We start from the raw sequence: 16,493 nt of genomic DNA, 5'->3' as shown, positions 1-16,493 counted from the left end.
CCATCATGGTTGGCGCCCGCTTTCTGATGGATCCGGCGGCCGGCGCTGGGCACGCAGTGTGTCCAGTTCAAAACTGCGGGCGCGCTCCCCCTCTGCCCAACTCACCGTGATGTGCACCTGGTGCAAAAGCGGAATATTGGGGCTTTCGCCCACATCGGTTTTGTAGGGCGCGCTTTGCACGCTCCAGTGGTAGCCGTTGCTTTCGCCCGCCTCGTTCCAACCGCTTTCATAGACCGAGTCACGCGACTCCATGATCGACTGCGCCAGTTGCACCGCGTATTGGTAACGGTCCAGATCGCCGACACTGCGAGCGTTGCTGCCCGTGGCACGGTAAATCATGCCCAGAGAGATGGCCATGATGGCGAGCGCCACCAGAATCTCCAGCAAGGTCATCCCGCGCTGGCGACGTGCAGCCGAAATAGCAGTGAGCGCCCTCATTGCAACAAGGGCTCCTGGGTGACGCGGCCGGATAACCAATCCACCCGCAGGCGCGTGCCGGCACCGGATTTGCGCAGTATTTCAATACTGCCGCCGGTAGAGCCACCTGAGGCCAGAAAGACGATGGAGGCCGCTTTGCCGGGATCAAACTCCCGATCCGCCACCGTGGTGCGCAGCTCAACCGCTTCCGGGATGGCCTTGTGCGCAGCATCCGTGCCGTAGAGCCGGTTTTGCAGATCGACCGTAAAGCGCACCGGCACGCCCTGCGATACCGCTCCAAAGCGTGCGGCCCGGAGTTGGGTCAGCATGGTGCGTACCGTGTCGCGGTACTCCACGCCTTCTTTGAGTTTGTCATAAGCCACCGGCGCCATGGCCACCACCAAGGCCATGATGGCGAACACCACCATCAGCTCGATCAGGGTAAAGCCCCGCTCTGCTGTGCGTGTGGTGTGGCGCGGCCATGGCCGGATGGTGTTCACTTTAGCCTCAGTGGATTGAGCAAAGCAGTCGTTTACTGGGCGTTGCGAATGTCAGCAGCTTCGCCTTCACCGCCAGGCTGGCCATCCGAGCCCAGCGTCAATATTTCGACCTGGCCGCCGTTGAGCGTGTAACGGTAAGGGTTGTTCCAAGGATCGTTGGGCACGCCACCAGTCAGGTAAGGGCCGTTCCAGCCGCGCACATTGCCCGGCTGCTTGGCCAATGCGGCCAAACCTTCTTCCGAGGTGGGGTAGCGGCCCACATCGAGCTTGAAGATGTCCAGCGCCTTTTGCAAATCGGCAATCTGTACACCGGCGGTTTTGGACTTGGCGCCGCCCAACTGGCTCAGCACCTTGGGGCCGACCAGGCCGGCCAGCAGGGTCAGAATAGCCAGCACCACCAGCAGTTCGATCAGCGTGAAGCCGCGGCTCTTGCGTTGCAGCTTCTGGTTCATAAAGGCCTTCATGGCGGGCTCTCCTTGCAGTAAATAAATTAAGCAGCCAGATCGTTGACGGACAGAATGCCCATCAGGATCGAAACAATGATCGAGGCGATCAAGATGCCAAGCACCAGAATCAAAATAGGCTCGATCATGGTCAGTGCGCGTTTGATGCCGGTCTCCACCTCGCGGTTGAGAATGTTCGACAGCTCCAGCATCATCGGGCCGAGGCGACCGGTTTCTTCGCCCACGCGCACCAGATTGACGGCCAGCGGCTCAAAAACCGTGGTCGTGTTCATGGCCTGAACCATCTTGCCGCCCTCTTTGACAATGGGCGGAATCTTGGCCAGCTCACCTTGAATCAAACGGTTGCTCACCGTGTCAGTGGCGATGTGCAGCGCTGTCAGCAGCGGCACGCCATTGCCCAGCAGTGTGCCGAGCGAGCGCGAATACAGCGTCAGCTGGTATTTGAGCGCCAAGCGCCCCAGCAGCGGCATGCGCAGCAGCACGCCTTGCCACCACAACCGCCCCTTGGGCGACTGGAACCAGCGGCGCACCAGGTACACGAACAGCGCCGTGCCCAGCAAAATCAGCCAGCCATTCTTGCGGAACGCTTGGCCAATGGTCATGACGATCTTGGTCGGCGTGGGCAGTGCGTCGCCCATGTCGGTGAACAGTTTTTCAAACTGCGGTACCACAAAGCCAAGCATGGCGATCAGGGACAAAATCGCCACCGCCACCAGAATCATCGGGTAGATGGTGGCCGAGATCACGCTTTCCTTGAGCGCACGCTGGCGCTCCAAGTGCTCGACCAGGCGCTGCAGCACAGCCGACATCTGGCCGCTGGCCTCGCCCGAGCGCACCATATTGATATAAAAGTCGCCAAACAGCTCCTGGTGTGCCATCAGCGCCTTGGACAGCGGCACGCCGCCCTTCACCGCCTCCAGCACGCCGGTCAGCAGCTCACGCATGCTGTCTTTGTAGGCCATGTCGATCAGCACGCGCAAAGCGTTGTCCAAAGCCAGACCGGCCTTGAGCATGATCGACAGCTCCGAGGTCATGGACAGCACATCGGCTGCCTTGGCCGGGCCTTTTTGCGTTTTGGTGGCTTTGGCCTTGACGATGGCATTGCCGGCGTCGGCCTTTTTATCCGCCTTGCCGCCTGCAGGCATCAGCGCTGCGGCATCGGCCGCATCGACAATGCGCACCGGCGTCAGTTTTTGCGCGCGCAAGTGCTTTTGCACCGCGGCCACATTGGGCGCGTGGAAGGTGCCGCGGACTTGTTCGCCGCTGGCGTTGATGGCGTGCCAAGCAAAATCAGCCATCGACTTGGTCCTGGGTGACGCGGGCCACTTCGTCCAGCGTGGTCATGCCGGCTGCAACCTTGCGCAGGCCGTCTTCGTGCAGGCTGAGCATGCCCGATTTGGCCGCCAGGTTGAACAGCTCGTTCGAATCCTTGCCTGCATTGATGGCATTGCGCATGGGCTCGTCGAGCACAAACAGCTCATGGATGCCGGTTCGGCCTTTGTAGCCGGTCTGGCGGCACACATTGCAGCCGACTGCGCGGTAAACCGGCTGGCCCACCTGGCTGAAACGCGCCAGGCCGGAGACGCGCCGCACTTCTTCGCCCGGCTCGAAGGCTTCCTTGCAGTTGCTGCACAGGGTACGCACCAGGCGCTGCGCCAGAACGCCGTTGACCGACGAAGTAATCAGATAGCTTTCCACACCCATATCCTGCATACGGGTGATGGCGCCAGCGGCCGTGTTGGTGTGCAGCGTGGAGAGCACCAAGTGACCCGTCAGGGCCGACTGCACCGCGATCTGCGCGGTTTCGCCGTCACGCATTTCACCGATCATGATGATGTCCGGGTCTTGGCGCAGGATGGAGCGCAAGGCGTTGGCGAACGTCAGGTTGATCTGCGAGTGCACCTGGATTTGGTTGATGCCTTCGAGCTGGTATTCGACCGGGTCTTCCACCGTGATGATCTTGTTGGCCTCTGCATCGATCTTCGAGAGCGCCGCGTACAAGGTAGTCGTTTTACCGGAGCCGGTAGGACCGGTCACCAGCAAAATGCCGTGCGGGCGCGCCAGCAAGTCGTTGAACTTGGCCAGCGTGTCTTTGGCAAACCCCATGGTTTCGAGCTGCAGCCGCACACTGGCGCGGTCCAGCACACGCATCACGATGCTTTCGCCATGCACCGTGGGCACGGTCGAGACGCGCAAATCCAACTCACGGCCTTTGACCCGGGTTTTGATACGCCCGTCTTGCGGCAAGCGGCGCTCGGCAATGTCCAGATGCGCCATGAGCTTGACGCGCGAACCGACAGCGGCCGACAGGCGCGGCGGCACCAGCTCGCCAGGGTGGATCACGCCGTCCACGCGGTAGCGCACATGCAGACCGTCGTCAAACGGCTCCAGGTGAATATCCGAGGCGCGCAAATCGGTGACCTTGCCAATGATGCTGTTGACCAGACGGATCACCGGCGCTTCGCTGGCCAGGTCTTTCAAGTGCTCGACAAAGTCGCCCACATCGGCGCCATCGCCAAACAGGCCGTCGTCGTCGCCCTCTTCCTCTTCGGGCTCGGGCTCTTGCAGGGCTTTTTCGATGTCGGCTTCGAGCGCCAGATGCGGGCGGATCTCCAGCCCGGTAGACATTTGCAGCGCCTTGATGACGAACGGGTCCTGCGGCGAGGTCATCGCCACTTCCAGCACGCCGTTCTCCAGTTTCAACGGGAACACATGCTGCGCGTGTTGGAACTCCGGTAACAGGCCAGGCACTTCAACCACTTCCGTCGGAAAATCCGCGGCCAAGGTGAAAGGGATCTGCAGCTGAAGCGCCAGCGTCTGCATCAGATCCATCTCGGAGACCAGACCCAGCTGCACCAGCACCTGGCCAATCAGGTTGCCCATTTCCTGCTGGGCCTGCAGCGCACGCTCCAGGTCGCGCGGCGAGAGCTTGCCCGCCTGCACCAGCATTTCACCCAAAAATGGGCGTACTTGAGCCACCGCCGGGTCGGCGCTGCTCAGGTTCTCGTCAATCGTGCTGGTAGTCATGCGTTGTTATGCTTTCTGCCCATGGTGGCGGCTATTGTCCATGCCACCGAGGCCGTCAGTCTAGGGGCAACAAAGGGAGACATTTGGGAGGCGATAGAGGAGGCAGTTTGGTTGCGTCAGGCAAACACTTCGGCCGCAGCAAAGGCCTTGCCTTGCTGGTCCTTGGCCGAGAGCTGGGGAGTGATGTCGCCCAACTGCCAGTCAATCGCCAGCTGCGGGTCATTCCAGGCAATGCAGCGCTCGTGTGCAGGCGCATAGTAATCGGTGGTTTTGTACAAAAATTCGGCCGTTTCGCTGTAAACCACAAAACCATGGGCAAACCCTGGTGGCACCCAGAGTTGACGTTTGTTGTCAGCACTCAACTCCACCGCCACCCACTGGCCAAAACTGGGAGAGCTTTTGCGGATATCGACCGCCACATCCAGCACACGGCCTTCCACTACCCGTACCAGCTTGCCTTGCGCCTGCTCAATCTGGTAGTGCAGGCCACGCAACACGCCACGGCTGCTCTTGCTGTGGTTGTCCTGCACAAAATCGTAGTGCTTGCCCACGGCAGCATCGAAGGCCTTCTGGGTAAAGCTTTCAAAGAAAAAACCACGTGCATCACCAAACACCTTGGGCTCAATGATCTTGACGTCGCCAATAGCGGTATCAATCACTTGCATGCGCTTTACTCCTGCGGGTCCTTGAGCAAACGCTGCAAGTATTGGCCATAGCCGTTTTTGGCCAGCGGCTTGGCCAAGGCTGCCAGCTGCGCGTCGTCGATGTAACCACTGCGCCAGGCAATTTCTTCCGGGCAGGCGATCTTCAGGCCTTGGCGGCTCTCCAGCGTGGCGATGAATTGACCCGCTTCGAGCAGGCTGTCGTGCGTGCCGGTGTCGAGCCAGGCATAGCCCCGGCCCATGATCTCGACGCTGAGCTGGCCTTTTTCGAGGTACAAACGGTTCAGATCGGTGATTTCCAGCTCGCCGCGTGGCGAAGGCTTCAAGCTCTTGGCCAGCTCCACGACCTGGTGGTCATAAAAATACAGGCCGGTCACCGCGTAATTGCTCTTGGGCTTGGCAGGCTTTTCTTCCAGCGACAGCACCTTGCCCTCTTTGTCGAACTCGGCCACGCCATAGCGCTCCGGATCGTTGACGTGGTAGGCAAACACACTGGCACCAGCTTCACGCTGCATGGCGCTGCCCAGCAGCTTGTAGAAATCGTGACCATAAAAGATGTTGTCACCCAGCACCAGCGCACTCGGCGCACCGTTGAGGAACGACTCACCAATCAGAAATGCCTGGGCCAGGCCATCCGGGCTGGGTTGTACCGCGTATTGCAGTTGAATGCCCCACTGGCTGCCGTCGCCCAGCAGTTGTTCAAAGCGAGGCGTGTCCTGCGGCGTGCTGATGATCAGGATTTCTTTGATCCCCGCCAGCATCAAGGCCGTCAGCGGGTAATAAATCATGGGCTTGTCGTAGACCGGCAGCAATTGCTTGCTGACGGCCAGGGTAGCTGGATGCAGACGGGTGCCGGAGCCGCCCGCCAGGATGATGCCTTTGCGTGCTTGCGTAGTCATGTTTTACAAAATTTCCTGCAGCATGCGCTGCACACCGGCCTGCCATTGCGGCAAGGCCAGCCCGAAGCGCTGTTGCAATTGCTCAGTATTCAGTCGCGAGTTGTTCGGGCGCTTGGCTGGCGTCGGGAAAGCAGCCGTTTCCACCGCTTGCACCTCCCGGGCGCGCAGGTTCAAAGCCGGGTTGATCTGCTTAGCCTGCTCCAGCACAAACTTGGCGTAGCGGTTCCAGGTAGTTTCGCCAGCAGCCACCAAATGGTAGATGCCACCCAGGTCCTGCTCGCTGGCCATGGCACTGCGCAAAGCTTGCGCGGTCACGTCGGCAATCAGTTCTGCACCGGTGGGCGCGCCCCATTGGTCGTCAATGACCGCCAGTTGCTCGCGCTCTTGCGCCAGCCGAAGCATGGTTTTGGCGAAGTTGCCGCCACGCGCTGCATACACCCAGCTGGTGCGAAACACCAAGTGTTTGGCGCCGCTGCGCGTGATGGCCTGCTCGCCTTCCAGCTTGGTCTGGCCATAAACAGACAACGGCCCGGTCGCATCGTCTTCACGCCAGGGCTGGCTGCCACCGCCGTTGAAAACATAGTCGGTGCTGTAGTGCACCAGCCAGGCGCCCAGGGCCTGCGCTTCACGGGCCAGCACAGCAACCGCCTCGGCGTTGATGGTGCGGGCGGCTGCGCTGTCGCTCTCAGCTTTGTCCACTGCGGTGTAGGCGGCGGCGTTGACGATGACGTCTGGCGCCACCGAGCGCACGGTCTGCGCCAGTTGATCAGGCTGCAACAAATCGCCACACAGGGGAGCACTGTGGCGATCCAGCGCCACTACTTCACCCAGCGGCTGCAGGCTGCGTTGCAGCTCCCAGCCCACCTGGCCGTTCTTGCCCAATAACAATATCTTCATTGCATCCATTCTGGCTTCAGTGCATGGCCAGCCAATACCTGCTGCCGTGTGGCGGACAAGATCAGGCGTACTGCTTGTTCAGCCATTCCTTGTATGCACCGGATTGCACCTGCTGCACCCAGTCCTGGTTGTCCAAATACCATTGCACCGTCTTGCGGATACCGGTGTCAAAGGTTTCGGCCGGTTTCCAGCCCAGCTCGCGCTCGAGCTTGCGCGCATCAATGGCATAGCGGCGGTCGTGGCCGGGACGATCTTTGACGAAACTGATCTGCTCGGCATACGACTGGCCATCGGCACGTGGGCGCAGCTCATCGAGCAAGCTGCAGACGCGCTTGACGATCTCGATGTTCGGCATCTCGTTCCAGCCACCGACGTTATAGGTTTCACCCAATTGCCCGCCTTGCAGCACTCGGCGGATGGCACTGCAATGGTCTTTGACATACAGCCAGTCGCGGATCGGCATGCCGTCGCCGTACACCGGCAACGCCTTGCCGGCCAAAGCATTGACGATCATCAGCGGGATCAGTTTCTCCGGGAAGTGATAGGGCCCGTAGTTGTTGCTGCAATTGGTGGTCAGCACCGGCAAACCGTAGGTGTGGAACCAGGCGCGCACCAGATGATCGCTGGCTGCCTTGCTGGCGCTGTACGGGCTGTTGGGTTCGTAATTGTTGTCTTCAGTAAACGCGGGGTCCGTCTTTTCCAGACTGCCGTAGACCTCGTCGGTCGACACATGCAAAAAGCGGAAATCGCTCTTGGCTTGGCCCTGCAGACCGTTCCAGTAGGCGCGAGCTGCTTCAAGCAAGCGCAAGGTACCCACGACATTGGTCTGGATAAAGTCTTCCGGGCCGTGGATGGAACGGTCCACATGGCTCTCTGCGGCAAAGTGGATGATGGCGCGTGGCTGGTGCTCAGCCAGCAGGCGATCCAACAGCGCGCGGTCACCAATATCGCCCTGCACAAAGCGGTGGCGCTCGTCGCCTTGCAGACTTTGCAGATTGTGCAAATTACCGGCGTAGGTCAGCTTGTCGAGATTGACCACCGGCTCGTCCGAGCCAGCCAGCCAGTCCAGTACAAAGTTCGAGCCGATAAAGCCGGCGCCTCCGGTGACGAGAATCATGGGCAGTGAGCGTAGTAGAGCAAATAACCGCCCATTATCGCACTGCCCTTTCATCCAGCCCCTGGACAAACGGCAAAGCCTGTCCCGCTGTTGTTAGCAAGCGAAGAGAACGATGAGTGAAGGGCTCAGATGCTATCAATTCAAGAGCGAGCAGTGATTGACTACAAGGTAGTTGCTCTAAATTTATTCACCCAACCCTGGGCCTGCCATCAGACCTTGCTGCCAAAGCGGCTGTGCGCAATATGCAGCAAGCCGTCAAAAATCAGGTTTTCCACCAGCTCAAAAGGGCGGGTCATGCTGGGCATCATTTTCCAGCCCGCACCGCCCGTCATCACACAGGCCGGCTCTTCACCGCAATGCGCAATCACGTGCTGCACCATGCGCTCGACGGCGCCCGCAATGGCGTAGGTGCCGCCGCTGGTCAGTGCATCACTGGTATTGGTGGGAAAAGCGGTGACTTCACCGGTCGGCACATGCAGGCCGGCGGTGCCCGCTTCCAGGGCGCGCAGCATGATGCCGTGACCGGGCAAGATCAGGCCACCCAAAAACTTGCCGCTGGCATCGATCGCTTCCACCGTCACTGCCGTGCCGACCATGACCACCACCACCGGACGCTGCCGGCCTTGCGCCAGCACATGGTGCCAGGCGCCAATCATGGCTACCCAGCGGTCGGTTCCCAGGCGCGTGGGATGGTCGTAGCCATTGGTCAGCCCCGCCTCTTGCGTGCTGGAGACCACCCAGTTGGGCGTCACATCCCACAGCTCCAGCTGCTCTTGCACGCGGCGGCGCACCACATCGCCAGCCACCACGCAGCCCAGCATGTGTTGCGGCTCGGGCAGCTCGGCCCAGCTGCCTTCGGCCAGGCGTTCGATGTTATCCAAAAACTCCACGCCATGCGCAAGCACGTCTGCGCCGGGGCGCGCTGCGTCATACATGGCCCACTTGAGGCGTGTGTTCCCTACGTCGATGGCCAGAAAATGCATGGGCGGCATTATGAGCCTTTTTGCGCTCACCGCTTGTTGCAGATGCAACATCTGGCAGGTCTTTTATGCTTGGTGTTTCACTATGGGCCGGGAAGGTACTGTGAATTTTGTTGAAGCGCCGCTGTCAAGCCTTGCCATGTCAACAAAGGCGTTTATATTGAGCGCTTCCTGCAACCAACCCTCAAGGAGTCAAGCAATGGGACTGTTCAGCTTTATCAAGGAAGCCGGTGAAAAACTGTTCGGTGGCAAAGAAGCCGCCGCCGCCCCGCAAGACCTGAACGCAGCCGCTGGCGCTGCCATTGAAAAGTACATTGGCACGCAAAACCTGGGCGTGTCTGACGTGAAGGTGGCATTTGACGCAGGCAAGGTCACCGTGACCGGCGTGGCGCCCACGCAGGCCGCCAAGGAAAAAGTCACTCTGTGCTGCGGCAACGTCTCGAGCGTGAGCGATGTGGACAACCAGATGTCCGTCACCAACCCCGAGCCGGAAGCCAAGTACTACGACGTGGTCTCGGGCGACAACCTGTCCAAGATCTCCAAGCAGTTCTACGGCGATCCCAACAAGTACATGGTGATCTTCGAGGCCAACAAGCCCATGCTGAGCCACCCCGACAAAATCTACCCCGGCCAGAAGCTGCGCATTCCTGCGCTGTAAGCCAGTGTGGAACCCAGCAAAAAGGACTCTTCGGAGTCCTTTTTTGTTGTCCTTTTTGTTATCCGGGTCGCTCTCAGCCTTGCTGCCAGGGCAGGCCGTGAAAGCGCCAACCTCCGAGCTTGCCGCGCTGGCCTTGCGCATCAGCATCACCCTCAAAGCCCTGCAGAATGTTGTAGGCATCAATACCCAACTCCGCCGCGCGCTTGGCCGCCGCTACCGAGCGCACACCACTGCGGCAAAGCAACACCAGTTTTTTGCCTGCCGCCTGCTGCGCCAGGGCTTGCAACTGCGCATCAAAATCCGGGTTTTGCGCCATGCCAGGCCATTGCTTCCAAGCCAGGGGCACGGCACCCGGCACTTGGCCTACCCAGGCGCGCTCGGCGTCGGTTCGCACATCCACCATGACCGCCTCGCCGGTCTGCACCCAGTGCCAGGCCAGTTGCGGCGCAATGTCGCCCGCGTAGCCGCTGGCGGGGTGAATGGTTTGCTGCTCGGCGCTCAAAGCCATGGCGAATCCTTTGTCTGAATGAGTGGCTGCCAGCGCTTCGCACACCATCACCGGCAGGGTTTGCGGCGAAATTCTACTGCGCTCAGAGCGCCTGCTCCCACGGCGGGGCGGGCATTTCCTTGAGCTGCTGGCGCAGGGCGCGATGGTCGGGCACAACCTCGGCCACGGTGTCCCAAAAGCGCGGGCTGTGGTCCATGACGCGCAAATGGGCCAACTCGTGGGCCACCACATAGTCGATGATGGCCGGCGTGTAATGCATCAAACGCCAGTTCAGGCGGATCGAACCGTCCGATTTGGCACTGCCCCAGCGCGTTTCGGCGCTCGACAAGCGCAGGCTGGTGTACTGCACGCGCAGCAGCGGCGCAAAATGCGCCAGCCGCGCCAGAAAATGCTGGCGTGCACTTCTCATGAACCAGGCCTGCACCACATCGCGGATCTGCTCGCGCGTGGCATGGCGCGGCAAGGCCAGATACAGGCGCGAGGGGCTGCCCGGCAGCTCTTGCTCCACCCGCCAGACCGCGCCTGCGCGCGCCACGCGCTGCTCGCTGTCAATCACCAATTGCAGCGGCTGGCCCAGAAACGGCAAGCTGGCGCCGTCTTCCCAGCGAATGGTGGCACTCAGGCTGTGCGCATGGCGGCGCTGCATCTCTCCGAGCTTGCGCACGATCCAGTCGGATTTTTCCAGCAAGGCCTCATCAATGCCGCTTTGCGTGACCCAGCGCGGCGCACGCACCACCAAGCCGTCTTCGCCCACCAAAAAACCAATGCTGCGCCGCTTGGCGCGCTGCAACTGGTAGGCGACATGCGTGCCTGCCAGCAGCACCGTTCGATTGGCCGCCGGGTGCTCGAAAGATTGCGGCAGCAAGCTGCCAGACAAAGGCTGGGCTTGCGACTCCTCTGTTGACAGCGAAGGCGGCGAACCCAGCGGATGAACAGCGCGCGGTGCACTGGGCGGCATCGGCTTTACCGGCTGCAATGGCGCTGGAGCAACTGGCGGCAGCGCAGCTGGCGCAGGCGCCGGAGCCGGCTTCTCTGGCTCAGCCTTGGCGGCCTCGGGCTCGCTGCGGTCCCACAAATCCAGTGCCAACTGCACCAGGCGGCGCACATCGACCATCAGTCCCTGCCTCCCAGCCAAGCCCAGCGGCACATCGGGCAGAAAAAACTACTGCCAGCACTTGGCAGGCAAGCACTGGCAGCTCTGATTTTTCTCATTTTTTGCGACAAAAGTGGGAGATCGCAAGCAGGCAAGTCGGCCGTCTCCTGTCTGTCAATCGGCCACTGCGGTGGCGGCTGCACGCTCGGCAGGCGGCACCAAGGCAGGCTTGCCCACATAGGCTTCCGGGTCCAGGCGGCGCATTTCGGATTCAATCCAATACTCCACCTCGGCCATCAGCTCATCATGCTTGCGGCCTTTGCTGTCGATCGGCTTGCCCACAGACACATCCACAATGCCTGGCGTTTTGATAAACGCCTTGCGCGGCCAGCATTTGGCCGAAGTCACCGCAATCGGCACCACCTGCGCGCCCGTCATGATGGCCAAGCGAGTGGCGCCGGTTTTGTAATCACCAGCTTCGCCACGGGCGATACGCGTGCCTTCGGGAAACATGATCACCCAGATGCCTTGGCCCAGCAGGCGTTTGCCCTGCTCAACCACCTTGTGGAAGGCGCGGCTGCCGTCCTTGCGGTCGATGTGGATCATGTCCAGCGAACCGATCGACCAGCCAAAAAACGGCACCTTCAGCAGCTCTTTCTTGAACACATAGGCCAGCGGCTTGGGCATGATGGCCGGCATCAAAAAGGTCTCGAAAGTGGACTGGTGCTTGCACAGCAGCACCACGCCCTGCTCGCTGTTGACCGGCAGATTTTCCATACCCTGGGTGCGCACCTTGAGGCCACAGATCCAGCCCGTGCTGTCAGCGGCCAGCTTGAGCCAGGCACGCGCCACTTTGTAGCGCGTCAGGCTGCTCGCGCCAAAAACGCGCAGCAGCAAAATGGTCAAGGTGTACGGAATCACCGTCAGGCTCATGAAGAGCGCATGCAAAATCGATCGAATCAGCGACATGAATGGCTAGCGGGGGAAATGCGGGGTTCACCAAGCCCTGGACCCAACCCGGCCTGGCCGGGCAAAGATCTTGTGCACGAGCAACGTCTGCGCCACAGTGGTGAAGAAGCGCCCATCATATCGGATGCGCAAAGCCATGCCGCGTGGGGATAACGCACAAGCCAAGGCGGCCTTGCACCGATCTTGCCCTGCTTGGGCCTGCGGGTTGCCCTTGCTTACGCCAAACACTCCAGCGCCGACAAAAAATTACCAAGTCATTGGAATAAAACAATTTTTTTTGCATGTAAAAAGCAATAAACCACAGACCGCACACAAGCTGCCACCAGCTTATCAACAAGTTGCAAGAGAAACAAAGAATGGCACTGAATTTCTTTACAGATCAAGCCATTGCAGTGGATAAGTCAGCCATCACAAGAGATTGCCTTAATAATCGCAATAGCTAAAATCTCTCACACCCTCTGCCGCATTTGCAGTGAGCAAGCACTTATGCACACAATGTGGAAAGCAGACCCCTTAGCACAAATCTCCAGGTCGCTTTTTCAAAACCGGCAGTAAATCAATATAACTTGTTGAAAATAATTAATAAAATTTTTTGTCGCCGCCAAGGCATCAGCGCCTGACAATCTGTGCTATGTCCAACACAGCGGAACCAGTGCCAGTTAGTCAACAAAGTTATCCACAGAAATTCGGCTGCACCATTGATTTATCGTCAGAATTCCCCTGTGAGTAAGTTTCCTACAAGCCGGCGCCTGCCTTGCCCGCTCCAAGGCATGCCGTAAAAATACCTATACCCACGTGGCTATCTGCTGCCGGCAGCGGCGTGCCTTGGCGCCAAAAGCTGCTGCCAGCCTCTACACTGGAACTTGCGTTTGCCCGTTTCCGTCTGCCCCTTTTCTTTGCCCTTGCCACCGTGCCTCTGATTTCCGTTGCCGTCCAAACCCCTGCCCATGCCAGCATCAGCGCCAGCAGCGAACTGCTGACCTACCGCGCAGACACTGCCGTTCCCACGGGGAGTTTGCTGCGCGTACCGCTGGGCAAGCGCGAGGTGCTAGGTGTGGCCTGGGGCGAGGACAGCACCTACAGCGGCACACCCGAGGCACTCAAACCCATTGCTGCGGTACTGGACGGCATTGCACCGCTGCCAGCCAGCTGGCTGCGCCTGGTGCAGTTTGCAGCCCGTTATTACCAGCGCAGCCTGGGCGAAATGGCCATCACTGCCTTGCCGCCAGCCCTGCGCGACCTGAGCACCGAGCAATTGGCGCGCCGCCTCAAACGCAAAAGCAAGGCCAGCAGCGCCACAACCGACAGCGATTGCGCACTCGCCCTGAGTGACGAACAAACTGCTGTTTGCCAACAAATAGACAACCATAGCGGCCCATTTCTGCTTTTTGGCAGCACGGGCAGCGGCAAGACCGAAGTCTATCTGCACCAGGCGGCCCAGTTGCTGGAGCAAGACGCCTCGGCCCAGGTCCTGGTGATGGTGCCCGAGATCAATCTCACGCCGCAGCTCGAAGCGCGCTTTCGCGCCCGCTTTGCCGCGCAGTTGGGCGAAGCTGCCGTGGTCAGCATGCACAGCGGAATGACTCCGGCCCAGCGCCTGAACAGCTGGCTGGCCGCGCACACCGGCCAGGCACGCATGGTGCTGGGCACGCGCATGGCGGTGTTTGCCTCCATGCCGCAGCTGCGCTTGGTGATCGTCGACGAAGAGCACGACCCCAGCTACAAACAACAGGAAGGCGCGCGCTATTCGGCACGCGATCTGGCGATCTGGCGCGGCCATGACTTGGGTGCCAAGGTGATTTTGGGCTCAGCCACGCCCTCGCTCGAAAGCTGGTGGGCCAGCCGGCCGGCAGGAAGCGGCGGCCCGGAAGATCCGGGCGGCCGCTATCTACGGCTGGCCATGCCCAGCCGGATAGGCGCTGGGCAAATGCCCCGCCTGCGCTTGGTGGACATGCGCCAGCAACCGCGCCGCACCGTTTTTTCCGATGCGCTGCTGCAAGCCATCACGCAGCGCGTGCAGCGCGGCGAACAATCGCTGGTACTGCTCAATCGCCGAGGCTTTGCGCCCGTGCTGTTTTGCGGCGACTGCGGCTGGAAAAGCGATTGCCCGCATTGCAGCGCCCACCAGGTTTTCCACAAGAACGACCGCAGCCTGCGTTGCCACCACTGCGGTTTCAGCCAGCGCGTGCCGCATGCCTGCCCCAACTGCGGCAACCCCGACATCCTGCCGCTGGGCAAAGGCACCGAGCAGTTGGAAGAAGAGTTGGAACGCCTGCTGCGCAACGTGCAGCGCCCCGACGGCGACCCGGCACGCATTGCCCGCATTGATGCCGACACCACCAAAGCCAAGGGCGAGTTGCAGGAAAAACTGGCCGGCATGCATGCTGGCGAAGTGGACGTACTGGTGGGCACACAGATGGTGGCCAAAGGCCATGATTTCCGCCGCGTCACCCTGGTAGCTGCCGTGCAGCCCGATGACGCGCTGATGTCCAGCGACTTCCGCGCACCGGAGCGGCTTTTTTCGCTGCTGCTGCAAGCTGCAGGCCGTGCCGGGCGCGATGCCGCCTATGTGGCCGAGCACGGCAGCAGCGTGGAAATGTGGCTGCAAACCCAGCAACCCGAGCATGCCGTTTACCAAGCCTTGCGCCGCTGGGACTACCCCGGTTTTGCCGCCCAGCAATTGCATGAGCGCCGCGATGCCGCCATGCCACCGTTTGCACACCAAGCCATCATCCGCGCCGATGCGCGCACACAAGAAGTAGCACAAGGCTTTCTTCGTGCTGCCTCAGAAGCAGCGCAAGCCCAGCAGTTGCCGGGTTCGGACGAGGTTTTTGTTTACCCGCCCATACCGCTGGCCGTGCAACGCGTGGCGCAGGTGGAGCGCGCTCAGATGCTGGTGGAAAGCCCATCGCGCAAGGCACTGCAGCAGTTTCTGCGCGCCTGGCAGCCCACGCTGCATTGGCTGCGTAGCCAGCCCGAGCACAAACCGCTGGTGCGTTGGCTGGTAGACGTGGATCCGCAAGCTATCTAAAACGAAGGCAAAACGAAAGCCGCTGGTGCCTGCAAAAATGCACCAGCGGCTTTGCAAAAGCAGCAATGCCGAGGCGTTACTGCAACTGCAGCAGCGCCACCGTTTCGCGGGCCGCCACCCGCCCTTCATCGGTAGGCACCACCCAGATTTCTACCGCACTGCCTTCGGCATGCACAGCACAGGGCTCGCGGCCATCAGCGCGGCGGTTGCGCTCGGCATCGATCTGCACGCCCAGCCAGGCCAGCTTTTCGCAGGCTTGCTGGCGCAAGATGGCATCGCGCTCGCCAATGCCGCCGCTGAAAGCCAGCACGTCCAAGCCTTGCAGGCAAGCCACCAAGGCACCGGTTTCGCGCACTACGCGGTGGGTGAACTGGTCGATGGCGCGCTGCGCATCTGCACTGCCATCCGCACGCAAAGTACGCATGTCGGCCGAGATGCCGGAGACGCCCAGCAAGCCGCTTTGCTTGTAGAGCAAGGTCTCTATTTGCGCGTGGCTCCAGCCCTGTTCCATCAGATACAGCAGCACGCCGGCATCAATGCTGCCGCTGCGGGTGCCCATCATCAAACCGTCCAGTGCCGAGAAACCCATGGTGGTGGCAATGCTGGCGCCAGCTTGGCAAGCGCACAGGCTGGCGCCGTTGCCCAGATGCGCCATGACCAGGCGACCATTGGCGCGCTGGCTGCGCGCCTGCAGCACCGACAGAATGTACTGGTACGACAGACCGTGGAAGCCATAGCGCCGCACACCTTGCTCACGCAGATCGCGCGGCAAGGCAAAGGCGTAGTTCAGCTCGGGCATGCTGGCATGGAAGGCTGTATCAAAACAGGCCACCTGCGGCAATTGCGGGAACGCCTTGCGAAAGCGACGAATGCCTTCCACGTTGTGCGGCTGGTGCAGTGGTGCGAGCGAGTTGAACTGTGTCAGCCGCTCCAGCACGGCGTCGTCCACCAGCACGCTGCGGTCGAACTCGCCACCGCCGTGCACCACGCGGTGCGCAATGGCTTGTAGCGGCGCGTATTGGTCGAGCATCGGCACCAGCCCGCGCAGCCGCTCCAACGCCTCTTCAAAAGGCGTGCGCCCAGCCGCCACTTCCAGCGGTTGCTGCACATTCTGGCCGCGGTATTTCCAGCCAATATGCGGCTTGCCGCCGGGCTCCAGCCCTTGCACATTACCCGCCAGCAGCTCCGCCTGCACCTGGCCTTGGGCCACCGGGTGGAGCGAGAATTTGAGCGACGACGAGCCGGAATTGATTGCCAAGATGGCCATGGTT

At 60.8% G+C, this 16,493-nt stretch carries 16 protein-coding genes; 2 read left to right on the top strand and 14 right to left on the bottom strand.

What is annotated here, in order from left to right:
• Positions 1 to 3 precede the first annotated feature (3 nt).
• The 10 genes from ACFIQF_RS08975 to ACFIQF_RS08930 all read right to left on the bottom strand — a co-directional run bounded on the left by ACFIQF_RS08975 (position 4) and on the right by ACFIQF_RS08930 (position 8,966).
• Positions 4 to 438: a prepilin-type N-terminal cleavage/methylation domain-containing protein gene (locus tag ACFIQF_RS08975; protein ID WP_393942064.1), complete on the bottom strand. Its 435-nt coding sequence runs from the start codon at positions 436 to 438 to the stop codon at positions 4 to 6.
• The gene (locus ACFIQF_RS08970; RefSeq protein WP_393942062.1) at positions 435 to 917 is read right to left on the bottom strand and encodes a GspH/FimT family pseudopilin; all 483 of its coding nucleotides are present in this window, start codon (positions 915 to 917) and stop codon (positions 435 to 437) included. Before ACFIQF_RS08970 ends, ACFIQF_RS08975 begins: the two co-directional genes overlap by 4 nt.
• Positions 918 to 949: 32 nt before the next feature.
• Positions 950 to 1,381 carry a type II secretion system major pseudopilin GspG gene (gene gspG, locus ACFIQF_RS08965; protein ID WP_393942060.1) on the bottom strand — a complete coding sequence of 144 codons (432 nt, stop codon included), beginning with the start codon at positions 1,379 to 1,381 and terminating at the stop codon, positions 950 to 952.
• Between the two features lie 26 nt (positions 1,382 to 1,407).
• Positions 1,408 to 2,679 carry a type II secretion system F family protein gene (locus ACFIQF_RS08960; RefSeq protein ID WP_393942059.1) on the bottom strand — a complete coding sequence of 424 codons (1,272 nt, stop codon included), beginning with the start codon at positions 2,677 to 2,679 and terminating at the stop codon, positions 1,408 to 1,410.
• Positions 2,672 to 4,408, bottom strand: a complete 1,737-nt coding sequence (gspE, locus tag ACFIQF_RS08955; RefSeq protein ID WP_393942057.1) for a type II secretion system ATPase GspE — start codon at positions 4,406 to 4,408, stop codon at positions 2,672 to 2,674. The genes ACFIQF_RS08960 and gspE overlap by 8 nt, the downstream gene beginning before the upstream one ends.
• Before the next feature lie 116 nt (positions 4,409 to 4,524).
• Positions 4,525 to 5,073, bottom strand: coding sequence for a dTDP-4-dehydrorhamnose 3,5-epimerase (gene rfbC / locus ACFIQF_RS08950; RefSeq protein ID WP_393942055.1), 549 nt, complete (start codon positions 5,071 to 5,073; stop codon positions 4,525 to 4,527).
• A gap of 5 nt (positions 5,074 to 5,078) precedes the next feature.
• A complete protein-coding gene (gene rfbA / locus ACFIQF_RS08945; RefSeq protein ID WP_393942053.1) occupies positions 5,079 to 5,969 on the bottom strand; it encodes a glucose-1-phosphate thymidylyltransferase RfbA in 891 nt (296 codons plus the stop codon).
• Positions 5,970 to 5,972: 3 nt separating this feature from the next.
• Positions 5,973 to 6,866, bottom strand: coding sequence for a dTDP-4-dehydrorhamnose reductase (rfbD, locus tag ACFIQF_RS08940; protein WP_393942051.1), 894 nt, complete (start codon positions 6,864 to 6,866; stop codon positions 5,973 to 5,975).
• A 61-nt stretch (positions 6,867 to 6,927) separates the two neighbouring features.
• Entirely contained in the window at positions 6,928 to 7,983 is a 1,056-nt protein-coding gene (gene rfbB / locus ACFIQF_RS08935; protein WP_393942049.1) for a dTDP-glucose 4,6-dehydratase, read from the bottom strand.
• A gap of 209 nt (positions 7,984 to 8,192) precedes the next feature.
• Positions 8,193 to 8,966, bottom strand: coding sequence for a type III pantothenate kinase (locus ACFIQF_RS08930; protein WP_393942048.1), 774 nt, complete (start codon positions 8,964 to 8,966; stop codon positions 8,193 to 8,195).
• A 196-nt stretch (positions 8,967 to 9,162) separates the two neighbouring features.
• Between ACFIQF_RS08930 and lysM the strand changes: the two genes are divergently transcribed.
• On the top strand, positions 9,163 to 9,621 hold the full coding sequence (gene lysM / locus ACFIQF_RS08925) for a peptidoglycan-binding protein LysM (protein WP_393942046.1): 459 nt from the start codon (positions 9,163 to 9,165) through the stop codon (positions 9,619 to 9,621).
• A 73-nt stretch (positions 9,622 to 9,694) separates the two neighbouring features.
• Here the strand turns inward: lysM and ACFIQF_RS08920 are convergent, their stop codons facing one another.
• From ACFIQF_RS08920 to ACFIQF_RS08910, 3 genes are all read right to left on the bottom strand, one after another.
• Positions 9,695 to 10,129 (bottom strand): rhodanese-like domain-containing protein, encoded by a 435-nt coding sequence (locus tag ACFIQF_RS08920; RefSeq protein WP_393942044.1) that lies wholly within the window; start codon positions 10,127 to 10,129, stop codon positions 9,695 to 9,697.
• Positions 10,130 to 10,211: 82 nt separating this feature from the next.
• On the bottom strand, positions 10,212 to 11,234 hold the full coding sequence (locus tag ACFIQF_RS08915; RefSeq protein WP_393942165.1) for a M48 family metallopeptidase: 1,023 nt from the start codon (positions 11,232 to 11,234) through the stop codon (positions 10,212 to 10,214).
• Between the two features lie 162 nt (positions 11,235 to 11,396).
• Positions 11,397 to 12,191: a lysophospholipid acyltransferase family protein gene (locus tag ACFIQF_RS08910; protein WP_393942043.1), complete on the bottom strand. Its 795-nt coding sequence runs from the start codon at positions 12,189 to 12,191 to the stop codon at positions 11,397 to 11,399.
• A gap of 910 nt (positions 12,192 to 13,101) precedes the next feature.
• Between ACFIQF_RS08910 and priA the strand changes: the two genes are divergently transcribed.
• Complete coding sequence (priA, locus tag ACFIQF_RS08905) at positions 13,102 to 15,222, top strand: replication restart helicase PriA (RefSeq protein WP_393942042.1); 2,121 nt, start codon at positions 13,102 to 13,104, stop codon at positions 15,220 to 15,222.
• A gap of 76 nt (positions 15,223 to 15,298) precedes the next feature.
• On the opposite strand, the gene ACFIQF_RS08900 is transcribed toward priA, so the two are convergent.
• Positions 15,299 to 16,489: an acetate/propionate family kinase gene (locus ACFIQF_RS08900; RefSeq protein WP_393942040.1), complete on the bottom strand. Its 1,191-nt coding sequence runs from the start codon at positions 16,487 to 16,489 to the stop codon at positions 15,299 to 15,301.
• Positions 16,490 to 16,493 lie beyond the last annotated feature (4 nt).

Source organism: Comamonas trifloxystrobinivorans (assembly GCF_043359985.1).
Classification (GTDB): Bacteria; Pseudomonadota; Gammaproteobacteria; order Burkholderiales; family Burkholderiaceae_C; genus Comamonas; species Comamonas trifloxystrobinivorans.
Note: the sequence above shows the minus strand (reverse complement) of the source record. Positions and strands in the feature narration are given on the sequence as shown.

Bases quoted from the DNA above. Each gene is read 5' to 3' on its own strand.
- rfbD (WP_393942051.1), bottom strand. From the start codon at position 6,866: ATGAAGATATTGTTATTGGGCAAGAACGGCCAGGTGGGCTGGGAGCTG.
- lysM (WP_393942046.1), top strand. From the start codon at position 9,163: ATGGGACTGTTCAGCTTTATCAAGGAAGCCGGTGAAAAACTGTTCGGT.
- ACFIQF_RS08900 (WP_393942040.1), bottom strand. From the start codon at position 16,489: ATGGCCATCTTGGCAATCAATTCCGGCTCGTCGTCGCTCAAATTCTCG.
- gspE (WP_393942057.1), bottom strand. From the start codon at position 4,408: ATGACTACCAGCACGATTGACGAGAACCTGAGCAGCGCCGACCCGGCG.
- ACFIQF_RS08920 (WP_393942044.1), bottom strand. From the start codon at position 10,129: ATGGCTTTGAGCGCCGAGCAGCAAACCATTCACCCCGCCAGCGGCTAC.
- ACFIQF_RS08930 (WP_393942048.1), bottom strand. From the start codon at position 8,966: ATGCATTTTCTGGCCATCGACGTAGGGAACACACGCCTCAAGTGGGCC.
- rfbC (WP_393942055.1), bottom strand. From the start codon at position 5,073: ATGCAAGTGATTGATACCGCTATTGGCGACGTCAAGATCATTGAGCCC.
- rfbA (WP_393942053.1), bottom strand. From the start codon at position 5,969: ATGACTACGCAAGCACGCAAAGGCATCATCCTGGCGGGCGGCTCCGGC.
- rfbB (WP_393942049.1), bottom strand. From the start codon at position 7,983: ATGATTCTCGTCACCGGAGGCGCCGGCTTTATCGGCTCGAACTTTGTA.
- ACFIQF_RS08975 (WP_393942064.1), bottom strand. From the start codon at position 438: ATGAGGGCGCTCACTGCTATTTCGGCTGCACGTCGCCAGCGCGGGATG.
- gspG (WP_393942060.1), bottom strand. From the start codon at position 1,381: ATGAAGGCCTTTATGAACCAGAAGCTGCAACGCAAGAGCCGCGGCTTC.
- ACFIQF_RS08910 (WP_393942043.1), bottom strand. From the start codon at position 12,191: ATGTCGCTGATTCGATCGATTTTGCATGCGCTCTTCATGAGCCTGACG.
- ACFIQF_RS08960 (WP_393942059.1), bottom strand. From the start codon at position 2,679: ATGGCTGATTTTGCTTGGCACGCCATCAACGCCAGCGGCGAACAAGTC.